This window comes from Halorubrum ejinorense, from assembly GCF_039522565.1.
Taxonomy (GTDB): Archaea; Halobacteriota; Halobacteria; order Halobacteriales; family Haloferacaceae; genus Halorubrum; species Halorubrum ejinorense.
The window spans coordinates 237,073-255,014 of sequence record NZ_BAAADQ010000015.1; the positions used below are offsets into that span (position 1 = coordinate 237,073).

Genomic DNA, 17,942 nt, shown 5'->3' on the forward strand with positions numbered 1-17,942 from the left:
GGTTTCGGTCTCAGTACACGACCAGCGAGAGGTACAGCTGTCCGAGTCCGGCGACGACCATCACGGCGCCCGCGATCCGTTTCAACAGCCCGGCGTGGGCCATCACCCGGTTGGCGTTACTGACGAGTCCGACGCCGGTCGCGACGGTGGTCGCGGCCATCAGGACGGCGACGGTGCCGCCGTAGACCCCGAGGATGAGCAATGCCGTCTCGGGCGGGAGCGCGATCGCGCGGGCGACGACGCCGAGGAACACCGGGGCCACGCAGCCGGCACCGGCGAGCGCGTACCCCGCGCCGAACAGCCCAAACCCGAATATCCCGGTGCGTCGCTCCGGCAGCGGCACCGATATCGAGGGCGCCCGACCGGCGACGACGAGCAGGCCGAAAACGACGAGCAGTCCGCCGACGAGCGTTTCGAAGACGGTGATGTTCGAGAGCGTCGAGTAGCCGATTCGGACGGTGGCGCCGGCGAGCAGCGCGAACGTCGCCAGCACGCCGACCGCGGCCGCGATGCCCCGCACTCCCGCGCCGAAGACGGACGCGGAGTCGGCCTCGACGGAGTTCACGTAGAACCCGACGTACCCGGGCAGCAGTGGGTACGCGCACGGGGAGAAGAACGTCGCAACGCCCGCACCGAGCGCGAACGGGAGGTTCGTCGCGAGCGAGACGTCCGTCATCGGTCGCTCCGTCGGGCCATCGTCAGAATCGCCCCGTCATCGGTCGAGCGCCCGCTCGATGCCCGCGACGAACTCCTCGGTGGTGTGGGTCCCGGAAGTCGCCCAGCGGACTCGCCCGGACGCGTCGATGGCGCGCGCGCTCGGGTAGCTTCCGATCGGGAACCGCGACGCGAGTTCGGCCGTCACGTCGGCCGCGACGACCCAGTCGCCGTCGTTCTCGCGCCACCAGTCGACCACCGTCTCCTCGCTGACCCCGTCGCCGACGGGTTCCGTCGTCACCGAGACGAACAGCACTTCGTCGCCGATCCGATCGTGGGCCTCCGCAAGGGCGGGCATCTGCTCGGCGCAGGGCGGACACCACGTCCCGAAGAAGTCGACGAACGTCGGTCGGTCAGGCGCCGGGAGCGTCACCTCTCCGTCGCGACTACCCGGTGCGTCGATAGCGTCGATCGTCACCGGCTCTATCGGCTCGGGGGCATCGCCGCCGCCGAGCGCCTCGGGTACCCCACCCGTCGCGACGGCTCCGGCGCCGCCGAGAATGCCGGCGCTCGCGAGCCCGGCCAACAGGTGCCGGCGCCTCACGCCGTGATCACCCGTCGGAAGTCGTCGACGATCCGTTCCACGTCGGTTGCCGGCCCGCGCGGGTACGCTCGCTCGACGATACCCCGCTTGTTGACGAGAAGGATGAGCCCGTAGTGCGGGAATGCGTACTCCAAGCTCTCGTACTGTTCCCCGTCCGTCTTCTGGACCTTGAGCCCGAAGTTCTCGTCCATCAGCTCCACGCCCGCCTCGTAGCTCTCGGGGCGGAGGAAGTGCCAGTTGCCGGCGTCGAGGTCGACTCCGCGCTGGCTCGCGTACTCGCGGAGCACCCCCTCGGTGTCGCGCTCGGGGTCGAACGTGAGCGGCAGAAACGCCGCCTCGTCACCGAACCCCTCCTCGGCCGCGACCTCCTGAACGCGCCGGAGCCGGAGGATCAGCGCCGGACAGACGCCGTCCGGGCAGTTGGTGTAAAACGACGTCCACAGGAACGCGCGCTCGCCCTCGAACTGCGCCGTCGATATCTCCTCGCCCGAGATCGGATCCGGCACGGTGAACTCGGGCATCTCGTCGCCCTGGATCGGGTGGACCGGATCGCCGCGGGTCTGCTCCGGCGGGCCGAGGACCGTTCCCTCGGGACCGGAATCGCCGATGACGCCGGCGCAGCCGGCCGTGGCGGTCGCGCCGGCGGCGGCGCCCGCGGCGGCGAGCGAGCGGAGGAAGTGACGGCGTTCCATGTCGTTGTCCGACCTACGTGGTCGCGCGTAAATGAACCCCGCGGCTGATGGCACGCGGTGAACACGACCGGGAGCGCCCGGAGAGCGGTTCCAGCGGCCGTGAGGCACCTATACGCCGACCCAGCCCGGTGGACGAACGTCCGGAACCCCCGTGGTACCGTGACCCTCGCAAGGGTTATGCCCGGACGGGCAGTGTGTTTAGTCGCAATGGCAAACGGTAAGGTTGATTTCTTCAACGACACTGGCGGCTACGGTTTCATCTCGACTGACGACGGCGACCTCGACGACGACGAAGACGTGTTCTTCCACATGGAAGACGTCGGCGGCCCGGACCTCGAGGAGGGTCAGGAAGTGGAATTCGACATCGAATCGTCCCCCAAGGGACCCCGCGCGACGAACCTCGTCCGCAACTAACCCCCGAGTCGCGGACGACGCGTCCGCACGAACTACCGGATTTCGGCCGTCGCTCGACGTGATCGACGCCATCTCCGTTTCTTTCACACTTATCGCCCCTCGACGAGCGACGGCGCCTTCCTCGGTGAGCGACTGCGCTCCAACTGGTGAGCGACGGCGCTTCAGCCGACGACCGGCGCGCGTCGCCCGCTCCGCGCCGCGATCGACCGTTTAAATACGAGCGCGGGCCATGACCCTCCAGTGAGCGATCCGATCCCGACCGGCTGTCCCCCGGTCGACGGGCTGTTGGGCGGCGGCTTCGAGCGCGGCGTCGTCACGCAGGTGTACGGACCGCCGGCCGCGGGCAAGACGAACCTCGCGCTCGCCGCCGCGGTCGAAGTCGCGGCCGCCGGCGACCGCGCGCTCTACATCGACACGGAGGGGCTCTCCATCGACCGGTTCGAGCAGATGGCCGAGGGGCGACTCGACGGGAGCGACGGCGGCGACACGCTCGAAGAACTCGCCGCACGGCTGGTGATATCGGAGGCGTACGACTTCGACGACCAGCGCGAGGCCGTTCGCGACGCGGAGGAACTCGCCGAGGAGGTCGAACTGATCGTGTTAGACTCCGCGACGGGCTTCTACCGGCTGGAACGCGCCGGCGACACCCAGGGCGGCGAGTCGCTCCGCAAGGTCGCGAAACAGGTGACGCACCTCCTCTCTTTAGCCCGCCGTCACGACCTCGCGGTCGTCATCACCAATCAGGTGTTCACCGACCCCGAGGGTGACCGAGACCGCGCGCTCGGCGGCAACACCCTCAACCACTGGACCGGTGCGATCGCCCGCGTCGACCGGTTCCGCGGCGGGAACCGTCGGGTGACGTTGGAGAAACACCGCTCGAAGCCCGCCGGCGACACCGCGACCTTCCGGATCGTCGCCGACGGACTCGCCGAGGGCGCGGATGGGTAGCCTGTCGGCCGAAGTCGTTCAGCCGGCAGATAAGTCGGACTGTGTGCGACGTGCGGCGCTACCCGGCGGTCTTCGAACGACGGAACGGAATCAAAAATACGGTCGCGGTCGGCGTTCGGCGGGGATCCGAGCCGTCGAACGCGCTATCGGCTCACAGCTCGCCGAGCTTCCGCAGGAGCTGGCCGCGGTACTCCTCGTCGGCGTTGACGCCTTTGATCTCTAAGACGTTCCGTTCCAGCTTGTCGAGCGCGACGTGGAAGGCGTGTTCGGCGCCGTACCCCTCGCCCGACCCGCCGACCTGTCCCTCGTTGGTTCGGAGGCGGATCTGACACTGGATCAGTGGCGTGCCGCGGAGCTTCTCCTTGTGCGCGTGAAGCCGGACGTGCGCGTGGATGACGTGCATCGCCGCGTACTTGTCCGCGACCTGCTCGATGGACTCGACGATGTGTTCGCGGGAGGTCCCCTCCAGCAGGTCGACGTTCGTGATCTGGACGTCCATCGAGTCCTGCTCGGTGAACGTCAGCGCGCGCAACACGTCGGTCTTCGTCACCATGCCGGCCACGGTGTCCGCCCCCTCGGGCGTGACGACCAGCCCAGATACGTCGTTGTCGAACATGCGCTCGACGACCGCCTGCGCCGTCTCGTCCTCCGTCGCGGTGACGACCGGGCTCGACATGATGTCGTAGACGGGGATATCGAGCATGCGGTCGATGTCGCCCGCGCGGTCGCCGCTGCCCTGTCGCTCGTGGTCGCGGACGACGAACTCCACGATGTCGTTCGTCGTGACGACGCCGACGAGGTCGCCGTCCTCGTTGAGCACCGGGAGCCGCGAGACGCCGTTCTCGCGGAGGCGGTTGATCGCGCGGCCCACGCTGTCCTTCTCGCTGATCCCGATCACGTCCTCGGTCGCGATCTGGCCGACGGTGATCGCGTCGAGGCTGTCGAGGACGGCCTCCAGAATCTGGTCGACCGTGATGATGCCGTAGAGCTTCTCGCCCTCGTAGACGGGAGCGATCTTCACGTCACCCTCGACGAGGAGCCGAGCGGTCTCGCGGACGTCCTCGTGTCTGTCGACCGAGGGCGCCGGTTTCATGACGGCCGACACCTTCGTGTCGTCCTCCATGCGCGAGCGCATGAGCTGTTTCTCACCGACGACGCCGGCGTACTCGCCGTCGTCTGCGACGATGATCCCCTTGGGGTTCTCTCGCTCGAAGATAGAACGGACCTTGGCGAGTCGCTCGTCAACGTCCACCTCAACGTATTCAGGCACTGCGATATCAGCGATGTTCATGGTCCAGTTTAAGCGTTCGACGGGCCGGGTATTGAAAGTGCGGGGGTCGTCGCCCGCGCCGGCAGTGGTCGTCCGGTAGTCGGAATCGGCCTGAAGGTATTTCACCACGTCGGCCGAAGTACCGTCATGAAGCTCTCGACCGCGCTGATCGCGGTCGGCGTCGCGCTGATCGTGATCCCGCTGCCGGTCCCCATCCCCTTCGTCGGCGTGATCGTCGGAACGCTCCTGCTGCTCGCGGGGCTCTTCGTCCGGCTGTTCGGGGTGTGAAACCTTTTTGCCCGCTACCGACGCAGGGGAAGGCGTGTACGACGCCGTCGTCCTCGACAACGACGGGGTGTTGGTCGGCCGGACGCCGTTCGACACCCTCCGCGAGGCCGCGTGGGACGCGTTCGTGAGCCTCGGCGTCGAGGATCCTGACCTCGCCCACGTCGACGACGTGGCGGTCGGCGTCGACCCCGCGACCCTGACCGACATCTGCGAGCGCTACGGGCTGGACCCGACCGAGTTCTGGCGAGTCAGAGACGAGACCGCGGCCGCCGCGCAGATCGCCGCCGCCCGGAAGGGACAGAAGACCCCCTACGAGGACGTCGACGCCCTCCGCGCGCTGGACGCCTCGCTCGGCATCGTCTCCTCGAACCAGCAGGCGACCGTCGACGCGCTCCTCGACCACTTCGGTCTGACCGGCCACTTCGAGGCCGTGTACGGCCGCGAGCCCTCGGTCGCGAGCCTCTCGCGGAAGAAGCCCTCACCGTACTACCTCGAACGGGTCCTCGAAGACCTCGGCGCCGAGACGGCGCTGTTCGTCGGCGACAACGAGTCGGACGTCCGCGCGGCCGACAACGCCGGCATCGACTCCGCGTTCGTCCGCCGCCCCCACCGCCGGTCGACGGAGCTCACCTGCCACCCGACCTACGAGATCGACGACCTCCACGACCTCGTGAGCATCTGCGGGCGGGCTCCGGTCGACGACCCCGACCCGATCTGAGTGGGCCGTCTGGCGGCGGTCGGGGGTCTCTGTGCCCCCTCGCGCCCTCGGGCCCGCGTGACGGGGATTTTTTGTCCGTCTCGCGAGGAAATCCGGACGTGAACCTCCCACCGATCGGCCTCGGGACGATGGGTATCGACGATCCCGACACGGTCGCGACCGCGCTCGACGTCGGCTACCGCCACCTCGACACCGCTCGGATCTACGACAACGAGGCGGTCGTCGGGGAGGGACTCGCCGCCGGCCTCGCTGGAGGAGACCTCGATCGCGAGGACGTGACGGTGGCGACCAAACTCTGGATCGACGACCTCGCGGCCGACGCGGTCTCGCCCGCTGCCCGCGAGAGCGCGGACCGGCTCGGTGTCGATCGACTCGACCTCCTCTACGTCCACCGCCCTCGCGGGGAGTACGACCCCGACGCGACGCTCCCGGCGCTCGACCGACTCGTCGACGAGGGCCTCGTCCGCGGCGTCGGCGTGTCGAACTTCGAGCCGAGCGACCTCGACCGCGCGGTCGACGCCCTCGACGCGCCGATCGCGGCACACCAGACGGAGCTTCACCCGCTGTTCCACCGCCCGGAACTGCTCGAACACGCCCGCGAACACGGCTACGCGGTCGTCGCCTACTCGCCGCTCGCCGGCGGTCGCGTCCGCGAGGTAGATCCGGTCGTCGAGGCCGCCGAGGCCCACGACGCGACGCCGGAGGCGGTCGCTATCGCGTGGGCGACCGCGAAAGAGCCCGTGGTGGCGATCCCGAAGGCGTCGAGCGAGGCGCACCTCCGCGCGAACCTCGCGGCGACCGGCGTGGAACTGACCGACGCGGAGGTCGCCGCCATCGACGCGGTCGAACGCGAGGAGGAGCTGTTCCCGGAGTAGCCGATCCAAAATAATGGATCGAAATCAGATTCGGATCGACTCGATAAGCACGATCCCGGACGATTTTTACCCCGGCGACACCGACATCCGCGCATGACGGAGATCATCGACGGGGAGGCGGTCGCGGCGGACGTGCGCGACGCGGTGTCCGAGGAGGTGAGCCGACTGTCCGACGCCGGCGTCGAACCGGGGCTCGCCACGGTCCTGATGAGCGACGACCCCGCGAGCGAGACGTACGTCTCGATGAAACAGCGGGACTGCGAGGAGGTCGGCATCGAGAGCTTCCACGTCGAGATCGACGCCGACGCGCCGGCCGAGGAGCTGTACGAGACCGTCGACGACCTCAACGAACGCGACGACGTCCACGGGGTGCTCGTCCAGATGCCCGTGCCGGACCACGTCGATAAGCGAACGGTCCTCCGGCGGATCGCACCGGAGAAGGACGTCGACGGGTTCCACCCGGAGAACGTCGGCCGCCTCGTCGCCGGCGACGCGCGATTCAAGCCCTGTACCCCGCACGGCGTTCAGAAGCTGCTCGACGCGTACGACGTGGAGACGGAAGGGGCCGACGCGGTCGTCGTCGGCCGTTCCGACATCGTCGGCAAGCCGATGGCGAACCTGCTGATCCAGAAGTCGCCGACGGGGAACGCCACCACGACCGTCTGTCACTCCCGCACCGAGGACTTGGAGGGGAAGCTCGCGGACGCCGACATCGTCGTCGTGGCCGCCGGTATTCCGGAGTTCGTCGACGGCTCGATGCTCAAACCGGGCGCGACCGTGATCGACGTGGGGATCAACCGCGTCGACGCGGACACGGAGAAGGGGTACGAGCTGGTCGGCGACGTCGACTACGAGTCGGCGGCGGACGTCGCGGGCGCCATCACGCCCGTCCCCGGCGGCGTCGGGCCGATGACGCGCGCGATGCTGCTCTTCAACACGGTGCGGGCGGCCGGCATCCAGCACGACGTCGCGGTCGACCTGGACTGACGGCGGGGAAACGAGGTCGCGTTCCGGAGTCAGTCGTCGTCGCCCACCGCTCGGTTCCGGATCTCGATCCGACCCTCTATCTCGGGGTCGATGCCGCGTTCGCGGGCGTACTCCGCTAACACCTCGTACTGGATGTCGGCCTCGTCGATCCGGTGCCGCTGTGCCAGCGTCGGATACTCGTGTTCGGAGTGGAGGAGGTACTCGGAGACCGCCACCGTGTAGCGCCGGTCCGGGTCGATCGGCTCGCCGCCGACGGTGGCCTCCAAGATCAGCTCGGCGTCGTCGTCCCAGACCACCCGGGCGTTCGAGAGGTGACCGTGCCACCAGTCGTCCTCGCCGAAGTCGACGTCCGGGGCGGCCATCTCCCGGAACACGTCGTGTAGCTCCGCGCCGCTGACCGACACCAGCGCGACCGGCTCTTCGAACGGGATCAGACTGATCAGGTCGGCCTTCGTCACGCCGCCGTCGAACGCGTCGCCCTGCCGGATCCCACCGGCGTTAGAGAGCCCGACGTCGGCGTCGTGGACCCACCGGAACGCGTCGGCGACGAAGTTGCCGACCCGACACTCGCCGCCGTGAACCACGTCCCCGGAGCGCTCGATGGGCTCGGTCACCGTGTCGACGACCTCGTCGAGATCGGCCGCGGCCATCCGCTCGGCGAGCGCGTCCGCCAGCCCGGGTGCCGGCGCGGCCCCGTCGGGCTCGTGGAGCGTCGCGGTCGGCGGGTCGTCGCCGAGGTCGACCTCGCTGACCGCCTCGCCGTTGACTCCGGGGCGAACCAGCCGCGTGCCGGCGACCGTCTCGTTCCGGCGGCTGTGGACGTGGCCGCCGAGGATCGCGTCGGCGTCGAGTTCCCGGGCGAGGTCGTCGTCGCCCGCACCGAGGTGCGAGAGGACGACGGCGTGGTCGAGCCCGCCGCTCTCGCCCCCGTGGTCCCCGTCCGCGCCGTCACCGCTCCCGGCGGCCGCGGCGCGCATCTCGGCGAGCGCGTCGCGCGCGGCGACGACCGGGTCGTCGAACGAGAGGTCGGCCGCCATGGGGTTCAGCGAGTCGGTCGCGGGGTCGGTGACGCCGACGAACCCGACGGTCTCGTCGCACACCTCGCGGACCGCCCACGAGACGACCCCCTCGTCGCGACCGAACGGGTCGCCGTCCTCGTCACGAACGTTCGCGGAGACGAACGTCGCCGAAGCCTCGGCGACGAGACCGCGGAGCGCGTCCGGGCCGTAGTCGAACTCGTGGTTGCCGAAGGTGTCGAGTCGGGTGTCGGTCGCGTCGTAGAAGTCGAGGACCTGCCTGCCCGTCGCGACCAGCGAGAGGACGCCCGGCGCCGTCGTGTCGCCCGAGGCGACGACCGCCGCGTCCGGGCCCGAGAGCGCCCGAATGCGACCGGCGAGGCGGGCCGCTCGCTCGGGGGCGTCGAAGACGTTCTCGATGTCGGAGTAGTGAACGAGACGGACCATTCGATACGCGACCGGAGGGGCGAGCCACGGTTAAAAATCGCGGAGTCCGGCTCGGTTCGACGGTTTCGCCCCGAGCGCGCTGCGGTCGCCGTTCCGCGGGCGGAATTCGCTCCGTGAGCCGCGCTCGCATACGCACGAGACATTGAAAGCGCTTTTATGGATGTCCTGACTACCACGGGGCACAGCCTCTGTGGGGTTGATGATGTGCCGTTCCGTTAGGGACCGACCACGGGACGGGCACGCGAGCCCGCACGGAGGATAGGTGAACAACACATGCCCGTTTACGTAGACTACGACACCCCAGCAGACCTCGCGGAGCGATCCCTCGAAGCGCTCGAGGTCGCCCGAGACACCGGTACCGTCAAGAAAGGAACCAACGAGACGACCAAGGCGGTCGAGCGCGGTAACGCCGACCTCGTCGTCGTCGCCGAAGACGTCTCCCCCGAGGAGATCGTCATGCACCTCCCCGAACTCGCCGAAGAGAAGGGTATCCCCGTCGTGTTCGTCGACACGCAGGACGAAGTCGGTCAGGCCGCCGGCCTCGAAGTCGGCTCGGCCGCCGCCGCCGTCGTCGACGCCGGCGACGCCGATGAGGACGTCGAGGACATCGGCGAGAAGGTCGCGGAGCTCCGATAACCACCCATGAGCGCAGAAGAGGGCACCGGCGACTCGACGGTCGCGGAGGTCATCGAGGTCGTCGGCAAAACCGGGATGCACGGCGAGGCCATGCAGGTCAAGTGCCGCATCCAGGAGGGATCGAACCAGGGCCGGATCATCACCCGGAACGTCCTGGGTCCCGTCCGTCTGGGCGACGTGCTCCAGCTACGGGAGACCCAGCGCGACGCCGACTCCATCGGAGGCCGATAACCAATGGTCGAGACACGCACCTGTGACTACAGCGGGGAGGAGATCGAGCCCGGTACGGGCACGATGTTCGTGAAGAAGGACGGACAGATCCTCCACTTCGTCGACTCGAAGGCGGAGAAGAACTACTTCCTCGGGCGCGAGGCCCGTGACCTCGAGTGGACCGAAGAGGGCCACCGAGCCGGAGGAGACGACCAGTGAGCCACCACGACGAGCGCACCTTCGTGATGGTCAAGCCCGACGGCGTCCAGCGCGGTCTCATCGGCGAGATCGTCTCTCGCTTCGAGGACCGCGGGCTCAAGCTCGTCGCCGGGAAGTTCGTCCAGCTGGACGAGGAGCTCGCGAAAGACCACTACGGTGAACACGAGGACAAGCCGTTCTTCGACGGCCTCGTCGAGTTCATCACCTCCGGCCCCGTCTTCGCGATGGTGTGGGAGGGCGCGGACGCGACTCGACAGGTCCGCGCGATGGTCGGCGAGACCGACCCCGCCGAGTCCGCCCCGGGCACGATCCGCGGCGACTTCGGCTTAGACCTCGGCCACAACGTGATCCACGCGTCGGACCACGAGGACGAGGGCGCCAACGAGCGCGAGATCGACCTGTTCTTCGACGAGGACGAACTCGTCGACTACGACCTCGACACCTCGGCGTGGGTGTACGAGGACGAAGACCACTGACGCGGCCGCGCCCCGTCTTTTCGGACTGTCGGTTGCTGTACGCTCCGTGACGCCCGGCGAGCCCTCGGTCTGCCGACACACCTCGTTTCCGGTGAACTCGCCCGCAAAATCACCCGCGCGTGTCCGTTTTCCGATCGAACCCGAGAGATAAACGGGCCGTTCGCGACGGCTCAGGTGTCGATCGCGAAGGCGGTCCCCTCGTCGGTGACCACGATCACCTCGTCGCCGCCGTCGCCCGTGACGTCGGCGAACAGCGGGCCGCCGTAGACGACGGCCTCGGCGGGGCCGCCCCGAGCGATCACCCTGCCGCGTTGCGTCATCGCGAGCACCTCTCCGTCCCGGTTGACCGCCACGGGGGCGAGTTCGCCGTCCCCGTCGACGTCGCCGACGCCCGGCGCGTTGATCCGAGTCGACGCGCCGTACTGCTGTTTCCAGACGACCTCGCCGTCGAGGAGGTCGACGGCCCACACGCTCCCGGATCCGCCGACGTACACGTTTCCGGGGTCCGCGTCGCCGATTTCGACCGGGAGGTCCTGAAGTCCGACCTCGTACCGGCCCGACCCGTCGCTCGTCTCGACGGTCTGGATGTTCCCGTTCGCTCCGCCGAGCGCGATCACGGGGCCGTCCCGGCTGTCAGCCGCGTTCCAGCTCAGCGGATTGACGCTCGGCGTGGTCGTCCAGCGCGCCTCGCCGCGCTCGTCGAGCATGTGGATCGTGGCGGGGTTCCCCGCGTTCGTCAACACCGCGAGACCGCCGCGTTCGCCCGCCTCTGCGTCGGGCTCGACGACGAGCGGCCGACGAGTGACTTCTCCCGGGAGCGAGGTCTCGACGACCGACTCTCCCCCGCCGTCGACGACGCGGACGGTCCCGTCGGTCGCGAGCGAGGCGACCTCGGCGTTCCCGTCCCCGGTGAGGTCACCGATCGCGGGCCGGAGTCCGCCGGGGCCGTCGAGGTCGACCGCGAACCGCACCGTCCCGTCGTCCGCATCGAGGACGACGAGCGTGCCGGGCGCCGTGGTGAGCGCGACCACCGGGTCCCCGCCGAGGGTTCCCGCGGTGAGCCCGCTCACGGCGACCGGACCCTCGGACGCGTTCCCGTCGTCGCCTCCGGCGGCGTCGCCGCCGCCGCGTTCCGCGTCGGGTCCCGAAATCGGCGTCGTCCACGCCGCGCCGTCGGTCCCCGCGACCGTCGCGCGGACGACCCGCGACTCGTTCTCGACGGCGGGTCGGAGGAGCAGCGGGTCACCGTCGACGGTCGCGATCACGGCCCCGCTCCCGTCGTCGCCGGCCGCCGGCTCGGACTCCCAGACGACCGTCGCCTCCGTGGTGGCGTCGTCGACGCCGACGAACGCGAACAGCGCGACGCCGACGCCGGTCGCGCCGCCGGCCAACAGGATCAGCATCGCGAACAGGACGCGTCGGTCCATTTGATCCACGTTCGGGCGTCGCCGTGAAACGGTTGTCGGATGTGGCCCCGCCCACAGACTGGCTCGGAGCGCGGTCTCGCGGAGTGCGTCGTTCTGACCGCGGCCGACTACAGCAGCGTCGCCACGTGCTCGGCGTGCGCGTCGCCGACGAGGTCCCGCAGCGCCGCGGGGTCCCGCTCGCCGTCGGCGTTGACGAGGTAGACGGTGCCGTTGCGGTCGCCGTACACGCCGTGGAAGTCGTAGACGAACCCGTAGACGGTCGCGTCCGCCGTCTCCTCGCACTCGACGGCGAACGCGACCTGTTCGTGGACGTTGTACTCGACGAGCCGGTCCCGAACCGAAGCGTCATCGGCCGCGTCTCCGTCGCCCGTTCCGTCACCCGCGTCCCCGTCGCCCGTTCCGTCACCCGCGTCCCCGTCGCTCGTTCCGTCGCGCTCACCGTCGGCGGCCGCACCGACGACGCTCGGGTCCGTCAAGCCGGCCTCGACGATGGGGAGCAGCGTCTCGACGTCGGCGCGGACTCCCGGTTCGGGCGGGAACTCACCGGTCCGAGCGGCCGTGAGCGCGGCGCCGATCGCTCCGCACCCGGTGTGGCCGACCACGGCGAGGACCTCGGTCTGGGTGTGACGGAGCGGGTACGCCACGCTCCCGTCGAGGACGCGCTCCCCGTCGACGACGGTGCTCACGCTGTTCCCGATGGCTCCTGAGGTGAAGAGGAACCCCGGCTCCTCGACGGCGAACATCCCCTCTTGAGAGACGCGCGAGTCGGAACAGCAGACGGAGACCACCCCGGGACGCTGGCCCTCCTGGTGACGGTCGAAGGCGTCGGGCCGGAGCGCAGCGACGTGAACGTCGTTGCGGCCGAGGAGGTCGACGAGTAGATCGTGACCCATACTCGCGCAACTCCCCGCGGGAATAAAAAACGACCCCGGCGCGTGCGTGGCCTGCCGGCCTGCCGCGTGTCGCCGCCGGAACGGTCGGTCCGCGTCAGGCGACGAGCCCGACCACGGAGACCAGAACGCCGAAGACGAACACCGCGAGGAGCGCGACCGTCGCGACCACGACCGCGGGCGCGAGCATCTCCTCGTTCTCGTTGAGAACGAAGTCTTCCATGTTTACCATGTCGGAGGCGTCGTCGCGGCGGGGTTTGAACGCTTCGCTCGGACGCGGCCCGTCGAGCGCTCGGGCCGGGTCGTTTCCGGGTCCCCTCCGGGGCGGTCACTTCGGGGGCGGGCGTCGACCTCGCCGACGTGTTTTTGTGCGTCCGGCGTGGCGGTTACGCCAACACTATGCCACGCGAACAGTACCAGACGAAACTGGAAGGCCTCCGCGACGACGTCCTCTACATGAGCGAGGTCGTCGCAGAGCGCCTCAGGATGGGGCTCGACGCCCTCGAACAGCAGGACAGCGAACTCGGTGAGGAGGTGATCACCGGCGACGCCGAGATCAACGACCTGTACCTCGAACTGGAGGGCCAGTGTACGGACCTCATCGCGCTCCAACAGCCGGTCGCCGGCGACCTGCGGTTCATCGCGGCGTCGTTCAAGATCATCACCGACCTCGAACGGATCGCGGACCTCGCGACGAACCTCGGGGAGTACGCCAAACGGGCCGACCGCGAGGTGTTCCCCGACGTCGACGTCCAGCGCATCGGCGACGACACGCTGGACATGTTAGAGCAGGCGATGGACGCGTACGCGGAGTCGAGCCCGGAGCACTGTTACGCCGTCGCCGAGGCTGACGACGACCTCGACGCGGCCTGCGAGGCGGCGAGCGACCTCGTCGTCCGCGACCTGATCGAGCGCGACGAACTGCGCGAGGACGCCGACGTGGAAGCGACGATGCAAAACGTCTCGCGGCTCCTCCTCACCGTGCGCGACCTCGAACGCGTGGGCGACCACGCGGTCAACATCGCCGCCCGGTCGCTGTACATGATCGAGAACGACGACGAACTGCTGTACTGACCGTCGGCTGGCGGTTTTTTCGTTCGGAGCGATCCCGACAGATAGACCCCCGCCTTCGTGACCTACACCCCCGAGAGCTATACGGAATCCGTCCCCGACCTCGGTTCCCACCTCCGGTTACAGATTCGGAATCGTGACGACGGCCACGTTGCCGTCCTCGTACCTGAACGTCAACTCCCCCCGTAGCTTCTGGACGCTCCAGTAGACGAGCCACAGCCCGATTCCCTGTCCGTGCTGGAGCGGCGTCTCGCCGCCCGCTCGAATCGTGTCGAGTTCGTGTTCCGGTATCCGCTCGTTGTCGTCGCGGACCTCGAAGACGAACCGCCCGTCCGTCTCCGGCGACTCCCTGACGCTCACCCGAACCGTCGGGTCCGACTCCGCCGAGTGGACGACGGCGTTCTCGATCAGGTTCGACAACGCGGTCGAAAGCAGCAGCGAGTCGGTCCGGATCCGAAGGTCCGAAGGCCGTACGGTGCGCTCGACTGACGGGTCCTCGTCCGCGTCCCCCCACGTTTCGTCGATCGAGTCCAAGACCGCGGAGGGCGAGCAGGCCTCAGGCCGGACGCCCCGCTCTTGGATCTTCTCGAACTCGCGTACCTTCTCCGCGATCGAGAGCAGCCGGTCGCTCGCGGCCGCGATCGTTCCCGCCTGTTGTGACCGTTCCGAATCCCGCAGGTCCGAGGTGAGCAGCCTCGCGTGGCCGCCGATCAGCGTCATCTCGTTCCGGAGGTTGTGTCTGAGAACCCTGTTGAGCACCGAGAGCTGCTGTTCGCGCTGCCGCTCCTCTGTCACGTCGTATAAGACCAGCATGGTCCCGACTGTCTCGCCGCCCGGGTCGGTCAACACCGTGTCGGACACCGCGAACGTCTTGCCGCCCGCCTCGTCGGCCGACACCTCACCCGCTTCACGGAGCGCCGCTAAGTCGAAACCGAAGACGGCTTCGAGCGGTCTCGGGAGCGCTGCCGACGGTTCATCGAAGAACAGCGCCGCAGCGCTGTCGTTCACCCGGACGATCCGGCGTTCGGTGTCGAGGACGAACACCGGCTCGGACAGCGAGTTGAGCCCGGTCCGTTCCGCCATCCGTTGGGTGGCCGGGTTGCTCTCGAACATGTGCGTCCCGACGAACGCGTACGCGTCGAGTGACACGTGAACGAGCATCAGGGGCGCCGTGAGATGTAACTGCGGGACCGGCCCCACCTCGAACAGCCACAGCGACACGCCGACGGTGGGGGGCACGGTGCTCAGGACGACCGCCGTGGCTTCGCGCCGATACAGCGGCCCGTAGCTCGATATCGCGCCGACCAACAGGAGCGACCCCACGCCGCCGGTTCCGATGGAGAACAGGAGCGCGACGATCCCTACCGGCTGGACCGCGTAGGAAACGGTCGCGAGACCGAACGCCGGCGCGAACTGAAAGTCGGTCCAGATCAGGTGATGGACCGGGTTCGTCACCGCCGCGACGCCCGCCACGAGCGGGACGGCACCGACGAGTGCGAGGAGCGGCGCGTTGACGAGGTCCCGGCGCCCGGTGTAATCGAGTCCGAACACGAGGAAAAACGGCCCCATGAAACAGAGGGCCGTGAACGAGACCACGCCGAGCGCGACCCGGACCGACTCGTTGCTGACGAGCAACGAGGCGCCGTACGAGCCACAGAACACCGCGACGGCCGCCATGTTCCCCATGAACCAGTCCGACCCCGACCTCCCCTCTTGGAGGTGTAGATACCAGAGTAGGTACGACGCGCCGACGGCGGCACCGAACGAACCGAGGACGACCCCGATTCCGATGGCGCTCGCGTTCATCGAAGTACCAGTCGGTTAAATGGAGCCTGTGATAAACTTGTGGTCACGGCCGTCCGATCGCGTCCACGCCCTTCCGTGATCGAACCCGCACTCCCGCACGGGGACACCGTTCTCCGGCGTGCCGCCGTCGCCCCCGCACCGAGAGCGACGGGGTACCGGAGCTCCCTCCCCCGCTGCTCGACCCGTGTCCGCCCCCTCAGTCTCCCTTTCCGCTCGACAGGAGCGCGACCCCGGTGACCGACATCGAGACGCCGAGGAGAACGAGGCCGAGGTACGCGACCGCTATCGTCCCCATGTCTTGGATCGCCGAGTGGTACTCGCTGGTCGCGTGGAGGAACAGCAGCAGGGTACCGACGGCGCTGACGAGGAGCCCTCCAACGCTCGTCAGTAGTCCTAATTTCGCCATGATGTCATCTCGCTTCCGTCGGTCCGAAACGGGGTCGTCGTCGTTCATTACCTTTTTCGTTTTTCTCTCGGCTCGACGGCCGACGGGAGTCGTTCTCGCCGGGGACACGATTTAATTACCTCAGTACCGTACGGATCGTCGTTGATTCTCCACACGTCTCGCTGTCGAGCCGTCGAGCGTCGGGCGGCCCTCCGCGCCGGAGGTCACCGGTGAGCCTCCGCGAGCGCGTCGGGAGCCTGTTCAAGTCCCAGTCGGAACTCGACCTGACCGACGGCTCGATCCCGTGGTCGCTGTTTTTCCTGTCGCTGCCGATCGTCATCACCAATCTCCTCCAAGTCGGCTACAACCTCGCGGACACGTTCTGGCTCGGCCGGTACAGCACCGAAGCGCTGGCGGCGATCAGCCTCGGTTTCCCGCTCGTCTACCTGTTCATCTCGCTGGGACTCGGCCTCACGGTCGCCGGAAGCGTCCTGGTCGCACAACACACCGGGGCGGAGCAGTCCGAGCGCGCGGAGTACGCGGCCTCGCAGACGGTCGCGTTCACGCTGTTGGCCGGCGTCGGCCTCGGCGCCCTCGGCTTCCAGTTCGTCGCCGACCTGCTGAACGTCTTCGAGGCGGAACCGGCGGTGCTGGGGTTGGCGACCGAGTACATGGAGGTCATCAGCCTCGGACTGCCGTTCCTCTTCGGTTTCACCGTCTTCATCGCGCTGATGCGCGGCGCCGGCGACACCGTCACGCCGATGCTGGTGATGTTCGGCACGGTCGTCCTCAACGTCGCCCTCGATCCCCTGCTGATCTTCGGCGTCGGACCGCTGCCCGAACTCGGCGTCGAGGGGGCGGCGATCGCGACCGTCTTCTCCCGGGGATCGGCGATGGTCGTCGGACTCTGGATCATGCTCCGCGGCGCCCACGGGATCCAGATCCACCCCAGACAGATGGTGCCCGACCTCGGGTACAGCCGGAAACTGCTGCGGATCGGCGTCCCGGCGTCGATCGAGAACACCGGCCGGGCGGTATCGATCAACGCCGTGTTGGTCATCGTGACGCTGTTCTCGACCCCGGTCGTCGCGGGCTTCGGCGTCGGCGTCCGCGTCTTCTCGATGATCTTCATGCCCGCCATCGCCATCGACCGCGGCGTCGAGGCGATGACCGGACAGAACATCGGCGCCGGCCGCGAGGACCGCGTCGTCGCGACCAACCGGTTCGCCGCGAAGACGTCGTTCGTCCTCCTGTCGCTGCTCGGCGTCGTCACCTTCGCGTTCGCGCCGGACATCATCGCCGTGTTCGACGACTCGCCGGCCGTCGTCGCCGAGGGGGCGTCGTTCCTCCGGTGGATCGCTCCGACGTTCGGCTTCGTCGGCGTGCTCCGCGCGTACAGCGGCGGGTTCCGCGGGGCCGGGAAGACGCTGACCGCCGCCGCCATCGCGGTCGTGCTGTTCGGCTTCATCCGGCTCCCGATCGCGTACGTCGCCTCGCAGGGGCTCGTCCCGACCGACGCGTGGTTCTTCGGTTCCCCCAGCCCGACGGGCATCTGGTTCGCCTTCGCCGTCTCCGGGGTCGTCGCGGCGGTCGTCGCCGCCGGCTGGTTCGAGAGCGGCGGTTGGCGCGGCAGCGCCCTGACCGACGGAGCCGACGCCGACGCGACCGACGAGTCCGGGAACGGGGAGGACGCCGGCGGCACGGCCGCCGTCGGCGACGACTCGACTACCGCCGGCGACGAACCGACCCCCGCGGCCGACGAATCGACGACGACCGGTGACGACTGAGGTCGCGGCCGCGCGCGCGACCCGGGCGCACGACACCGGCCGAATCCGATGCTGATCGCTGCTCGCGCACCCCGTCGGTTCGGCCGATTCCAATCGCGTTGATCCCGTGTTTTTAGTCGGTA

General features: G+C 68.7%; 22 protein-coding genes. 12 read left to right on the plus strand and 10 right to left on the minus strand.

Features of this window, described 5'->3' with window-relative positions; all coding sequences use genetic code 11:
- Window positions 1-10: 10 nt before the first annotated feature.
- The 3 genes from ABDZ89_RS14475 to ABDZ89_RS14485 are packed head-to-tail and all read right to left on the minus strand — an operon-like array spanning window position 11 to window position 1,950.
- Window positions 11-676 (minus strand): cytochrome c biogenesis protein CcdA, encoded by a 666-nt coding sequence (locus ABDZ89_RS14475; RefSeq protein ID WP_343780298.1) that lies wholly within the window; start codon window positions 674-676, stop codon window positions 11-13.
- Window positions 677-712: 36 nt separating this feature from the next.
- Window positions 713-1,258 carry a TlpA family protein disulfide reductase gene (locus ABDZ89_RS14480; protein WP_343780299.1) on the minus strand — a complete coding sequence of 182 codons (546 nt, stop codon included), beginning with the start codon at window positions 1,256-1,258 and terminating at the stop codon, window positions 713-715.
- Window positions 1,255-1,950: an SCO family protein gene (locus ABDZ89_RS14485; protein WP_343780301.1), complete on the minus strand. Its 696-nt coding sequence runs from the start codon at window positions 1,948-1,950 to the stop codon at window positions 1,255-1,257. The genes ABDZ89_RS14480 and ABDZ89_RS14485 overlap by 4 nt, the downstream gene beginning before the upstream one ends.
- A gap of 207 nt (window positions 1,951-2,157) precedes the next feature.
- Between ABDZ89_RS14485 and ABDZ89_RS14490 the strand changes: the two genes are divergently transcribed.
- Both ABDZ89_RS14490 and radB read left to right on the plus strand, forming a co-directional pair.
- Window positions 2,158-2,364: a cold-shock protein gene (locus ABDZ89_RS14490; protein WP_004595330.1), complete on the plus strand. Its 207-nt coding sequence runs from the start codon at window positions 2,158-2,160 to the stop codon at window positions 2,362-2,364.
- A 240-nt stretch (window positions 2,365-2,604) separates the two neighbouring features.
- On the plus strand, window positions 2,605-3,312 hold the full coding sequence (gene radB, locus ABDZ89_RS14495) for a DNA repair and recombination protein RadB (protein WP_343780303.1): 708 nt from the start codon (window positions 2,605-2,607) through the stop codon (window positions 3,310-3,312).
- A 151-nt stretch (window positions 3,313-3,463) separates the two neighbouring features.
- Here radB and ABDZ89_RS14500 read toward each other — a convergent pair whose 3' ends face one another.
- On the minus strand, window positions 3,464-4,603 hold the full coding sequence (locus ABDZ89_RS14500; protein ID WP_343780305.1) for a CBS domain-containing protein: 1,140 nt from the start codon (window positions 4,601-4,603) through the stop codon (window positions 3,464-3,466).
- A 126-nt stretch (window positions 4,604-4,729) separates the two neighbouring features.
- On the opposite strand from ABDZ89_RS14500, the gene ABDZ89_RS14505 reads away from it, so the two are divergent.
- The 4 genes from ABDZ89_RS14505 to ABDZ89_RS14520 all read left to right on the plus strand — a co-directional run bounded on the left by ABDZ89_RS14505 (window position 4,730) and on the right by ABDZ89_RS14520 (window position 7,450).
- Window positions 4,730-4,870, plus strand: a complete 141-nt coding sequence (locus ABDZ89_RS14505) for a hypothetical protein (RefSeq protein WP_343780306.1) — start codon at window positions 4,730-4,732, stop codon at window positions 4,868-4,870.
- A 34-nt stretch (window positions 4,871-4,904) separates the two neighbouring features.
- A complete protein-coding gene (locus tag ABDZ89_RS14510; RefSeq protein WP_343780307.1) occupies window positions 4,905-5,588 on the plus strand; it encodes an HAD family hydrolase in 684 nt (227 codons plus the stop codon).
- Between the two features lie 98 nt (window positions 5,589-5,686).
- Window positions 5,687-6,463 carry an aldo/keto reductase gene (locus tag ABDZ89_RS14515; protein ID WP_343780308.1) on the plus strand — a complete coding sequence of 259 codons (777 nt, stop codon included), beginning with the start codon at window positions 5,687-5,689 and terminating at the stop codon, window positions 6,461-6,463.
- Between the two features lie 93 nt (window positions 6,464-6,556).
- Window positions 6,557-7,450, plus strand: coding sequence for a bifunctional methylenetetrahydrofolate dehydrogenase/methenyltetrahydrofolate cyclohydrolase (locus ABDZ89_RS14520; RefSeq protein ID WP_343780309.1), 894 nt, complete (start codon window positions 6,557-6,559; stop codon window positions 7,448-7,450).
- Between the two features lie 29 nt (window positions 7,451-7,479).
- Here the strand turns inward: ABDZ89_RS14520 and ABDZ89_RS14525 are convergent, their stop codons facing one another.
- Window positions 7,480-8,913 carry a bifunctional metallophosphatase/5'-nucleotidase gene (locus ABDZ89_RS14525; protein ID WP_343780310.1) on the minus strand — a complete coding sequence of 478 codons (1,434 nt, stop codon included), beginning with the start codon at window positions 8,911-8,913 and terminating at the stop codon, window positions 7,480-7,482.
- 273 nt (window positions 8,914-9,186) lie between these two features.
- Here ABDZ89_RS14525 and rpl7ae point away from each other — a divergent pair, with 273 nt between their 5' ends.
- From rpl7ae to ndk, 4 genes are read left to right on the plus strand one after another with little or no spacing between them, the layout of a single operon-like run.
- Entirely contained in the window at window positions 9,187-9,549 is a 363-nt protein-coding gene (gene rpl7ae, locus ABDZ89_RS14530; RefSeq protein ID WP_343780311.1) for a 50S ribosomal protein L7Ae, read from the plus strand.
- Between the two features lie 6 nt (window positions 9,550-9,555).
- Window positions 9,556-9,780 carry a 30S ribosomal protein S28e gene (locus ABDZ89_RS14535; protein WP_343780312.1) on the plus strand — a complete coding sequence of 75 codons (225 nt, stop codon included), beginning with the start codon at window positions 9,556-9,558 and terminating at the stop codon, window positions 9,778-9,780.
- Between the two features lie 3 nt (window positions 9,781-9,783).
- Complete coding sequence (locus ABDZ89_RS14540) at window positions 9,784-9,978, plus strand: 50S ribosomal protein L24e (protein ID WP_343780314.1); 195 nt, start codon at window positions 9,784-9,786, stop codon at window positions 9,976-9,978.
- Window positions 9,975-10,454 carry a nucleoside-diphosphate kinase gene (gene ndk / locus ABDZ89_RS14545; protein WP_343780315.1) on the plus strand — a complete coding sequence of 160 codons (480 nt, stop codon included), beginning with the start codon at window positions 9,975-9,977 and terminating at the stop codon, window positions 10,452-10,454. Before ABDZ89_RS14540 ends, ndk begins: the two co-directional genes overlap by 4 nt.
- Before the next feature lie 170 nt (window positions 10,455-10,624).
- Here the strand turns inward: ndk and ABDZ89_RS14550 are convergent, their stop codons facing one another.
- The 3 genes from ABDZ89_RS14550 to ABDZ89_RS14560 all read right to left on the minus strand — a co-directional run bounded on the left by ABDZ89_RS14550 (window position 10,625) and on the right by ABDZ89_RS14560 (window position 13,003).
- Window positions 10,625-11,881, minus strand: a complete 1,257-nt coding sequence (locus ABDZ89_RS14550) for an outer membrane protein assembly factor BamB family protein (RefSeq protein ID WP_343780316.1) — start codon at window positions 11,879-11,881, stop codon at window positions 10,625-10,627.
- 107 nt (window positions 11,882-11,988) lie between these two features.
- Window positions 11,989-12,774: a carbonic anhydrase gene (locus ABDZ89_RS14555; RefSeq protein ID WP_343780317.1), complete on the minus strand. Its 786-nt coding sequence runs from the start codon at window positions 12,772-12,774 to the stop codon at window positions 11,989-11,991.
- A 94-nt stretch (window positions 12,775-12,868) separates the two neighbouring features.
- A complete protein-coding gene (locus tag ABDZ89_RS14560; protein WP_343780319.1) occupies window positions 12,869-13,003 on the minus strand; it encodes a hypothetical protein in 135 nt (44 codons plus the stop codon).
- Window positions 13,004-13,170: 167 nt separating this feature from the next.
- Here ABDZ89_RS14560 and phoU point away from each other — a divergent pair, with 167 nt between their 5' ends.
- Window positions 13,171-13,845, plus strand: coding sequence for a phosphate signaling complex protein PhoU (gene phoU, locus ABDZ89_RS14565; protein ID WP_343780321.1), 675 nt, complete (start codon window positions 13,171-13,173; stop codon window positions 13,843-13,845).
- Window positions 13,846-13,962: 117 nt separating this feature from the next.
- On the opposite strand, the gene ABDZ89_RS14570 is transcribed toward phoU, so the two are convergent.
- Window positions 13,963-15,648: a histidine kinase N-terminal 7TM domain-containing protein gene (locus tag ABDZ89_RS14570; RefSeq protein ID WP_343780322.1), complete on the minus strand. Its 1,686-nt coding sequence runs from the start codon at window positions 15,646-15,648 to the stop codon at window positions 13,963-13,965.
- Window positions 15,649-15,844: 196 nt separating this feature from the next.
- Window positions 15,845-16,102 carry a hypothetical protein gene (locus tag ABDZ89_RS14575; protein WP_343780323.1) on the minus strand — a complete coding sequence of 86 codons (258 nt, stop codon included), beginning with the start codon at window positions 16,100-16,102 and terminating at the stop codon, window positions 15,845-15,847.
- A 161-nt stretch (window positions 16,103-16,263) separates the two neighbouring features.
- Here ABDZ89_RS14575 and ABDZ89_RS14580 point away from each other — a divergent pair, with 161 nt between their 5' ends.
- The gene (locus ABDZ89_RS14580) at window positions 16,264-17,820 is read left to right on the plus strand and encodes an MATE family efflux transporter (protein ID WP_343780324.1); all 1,557 of its coding nucleotides are present in this window, start codon (window positions 16,264-16,266) and stop codon (window positions 17,818-17,820) included.
- Window positions 17,821-17,942 lie beyond the last annotated feature (122 nt).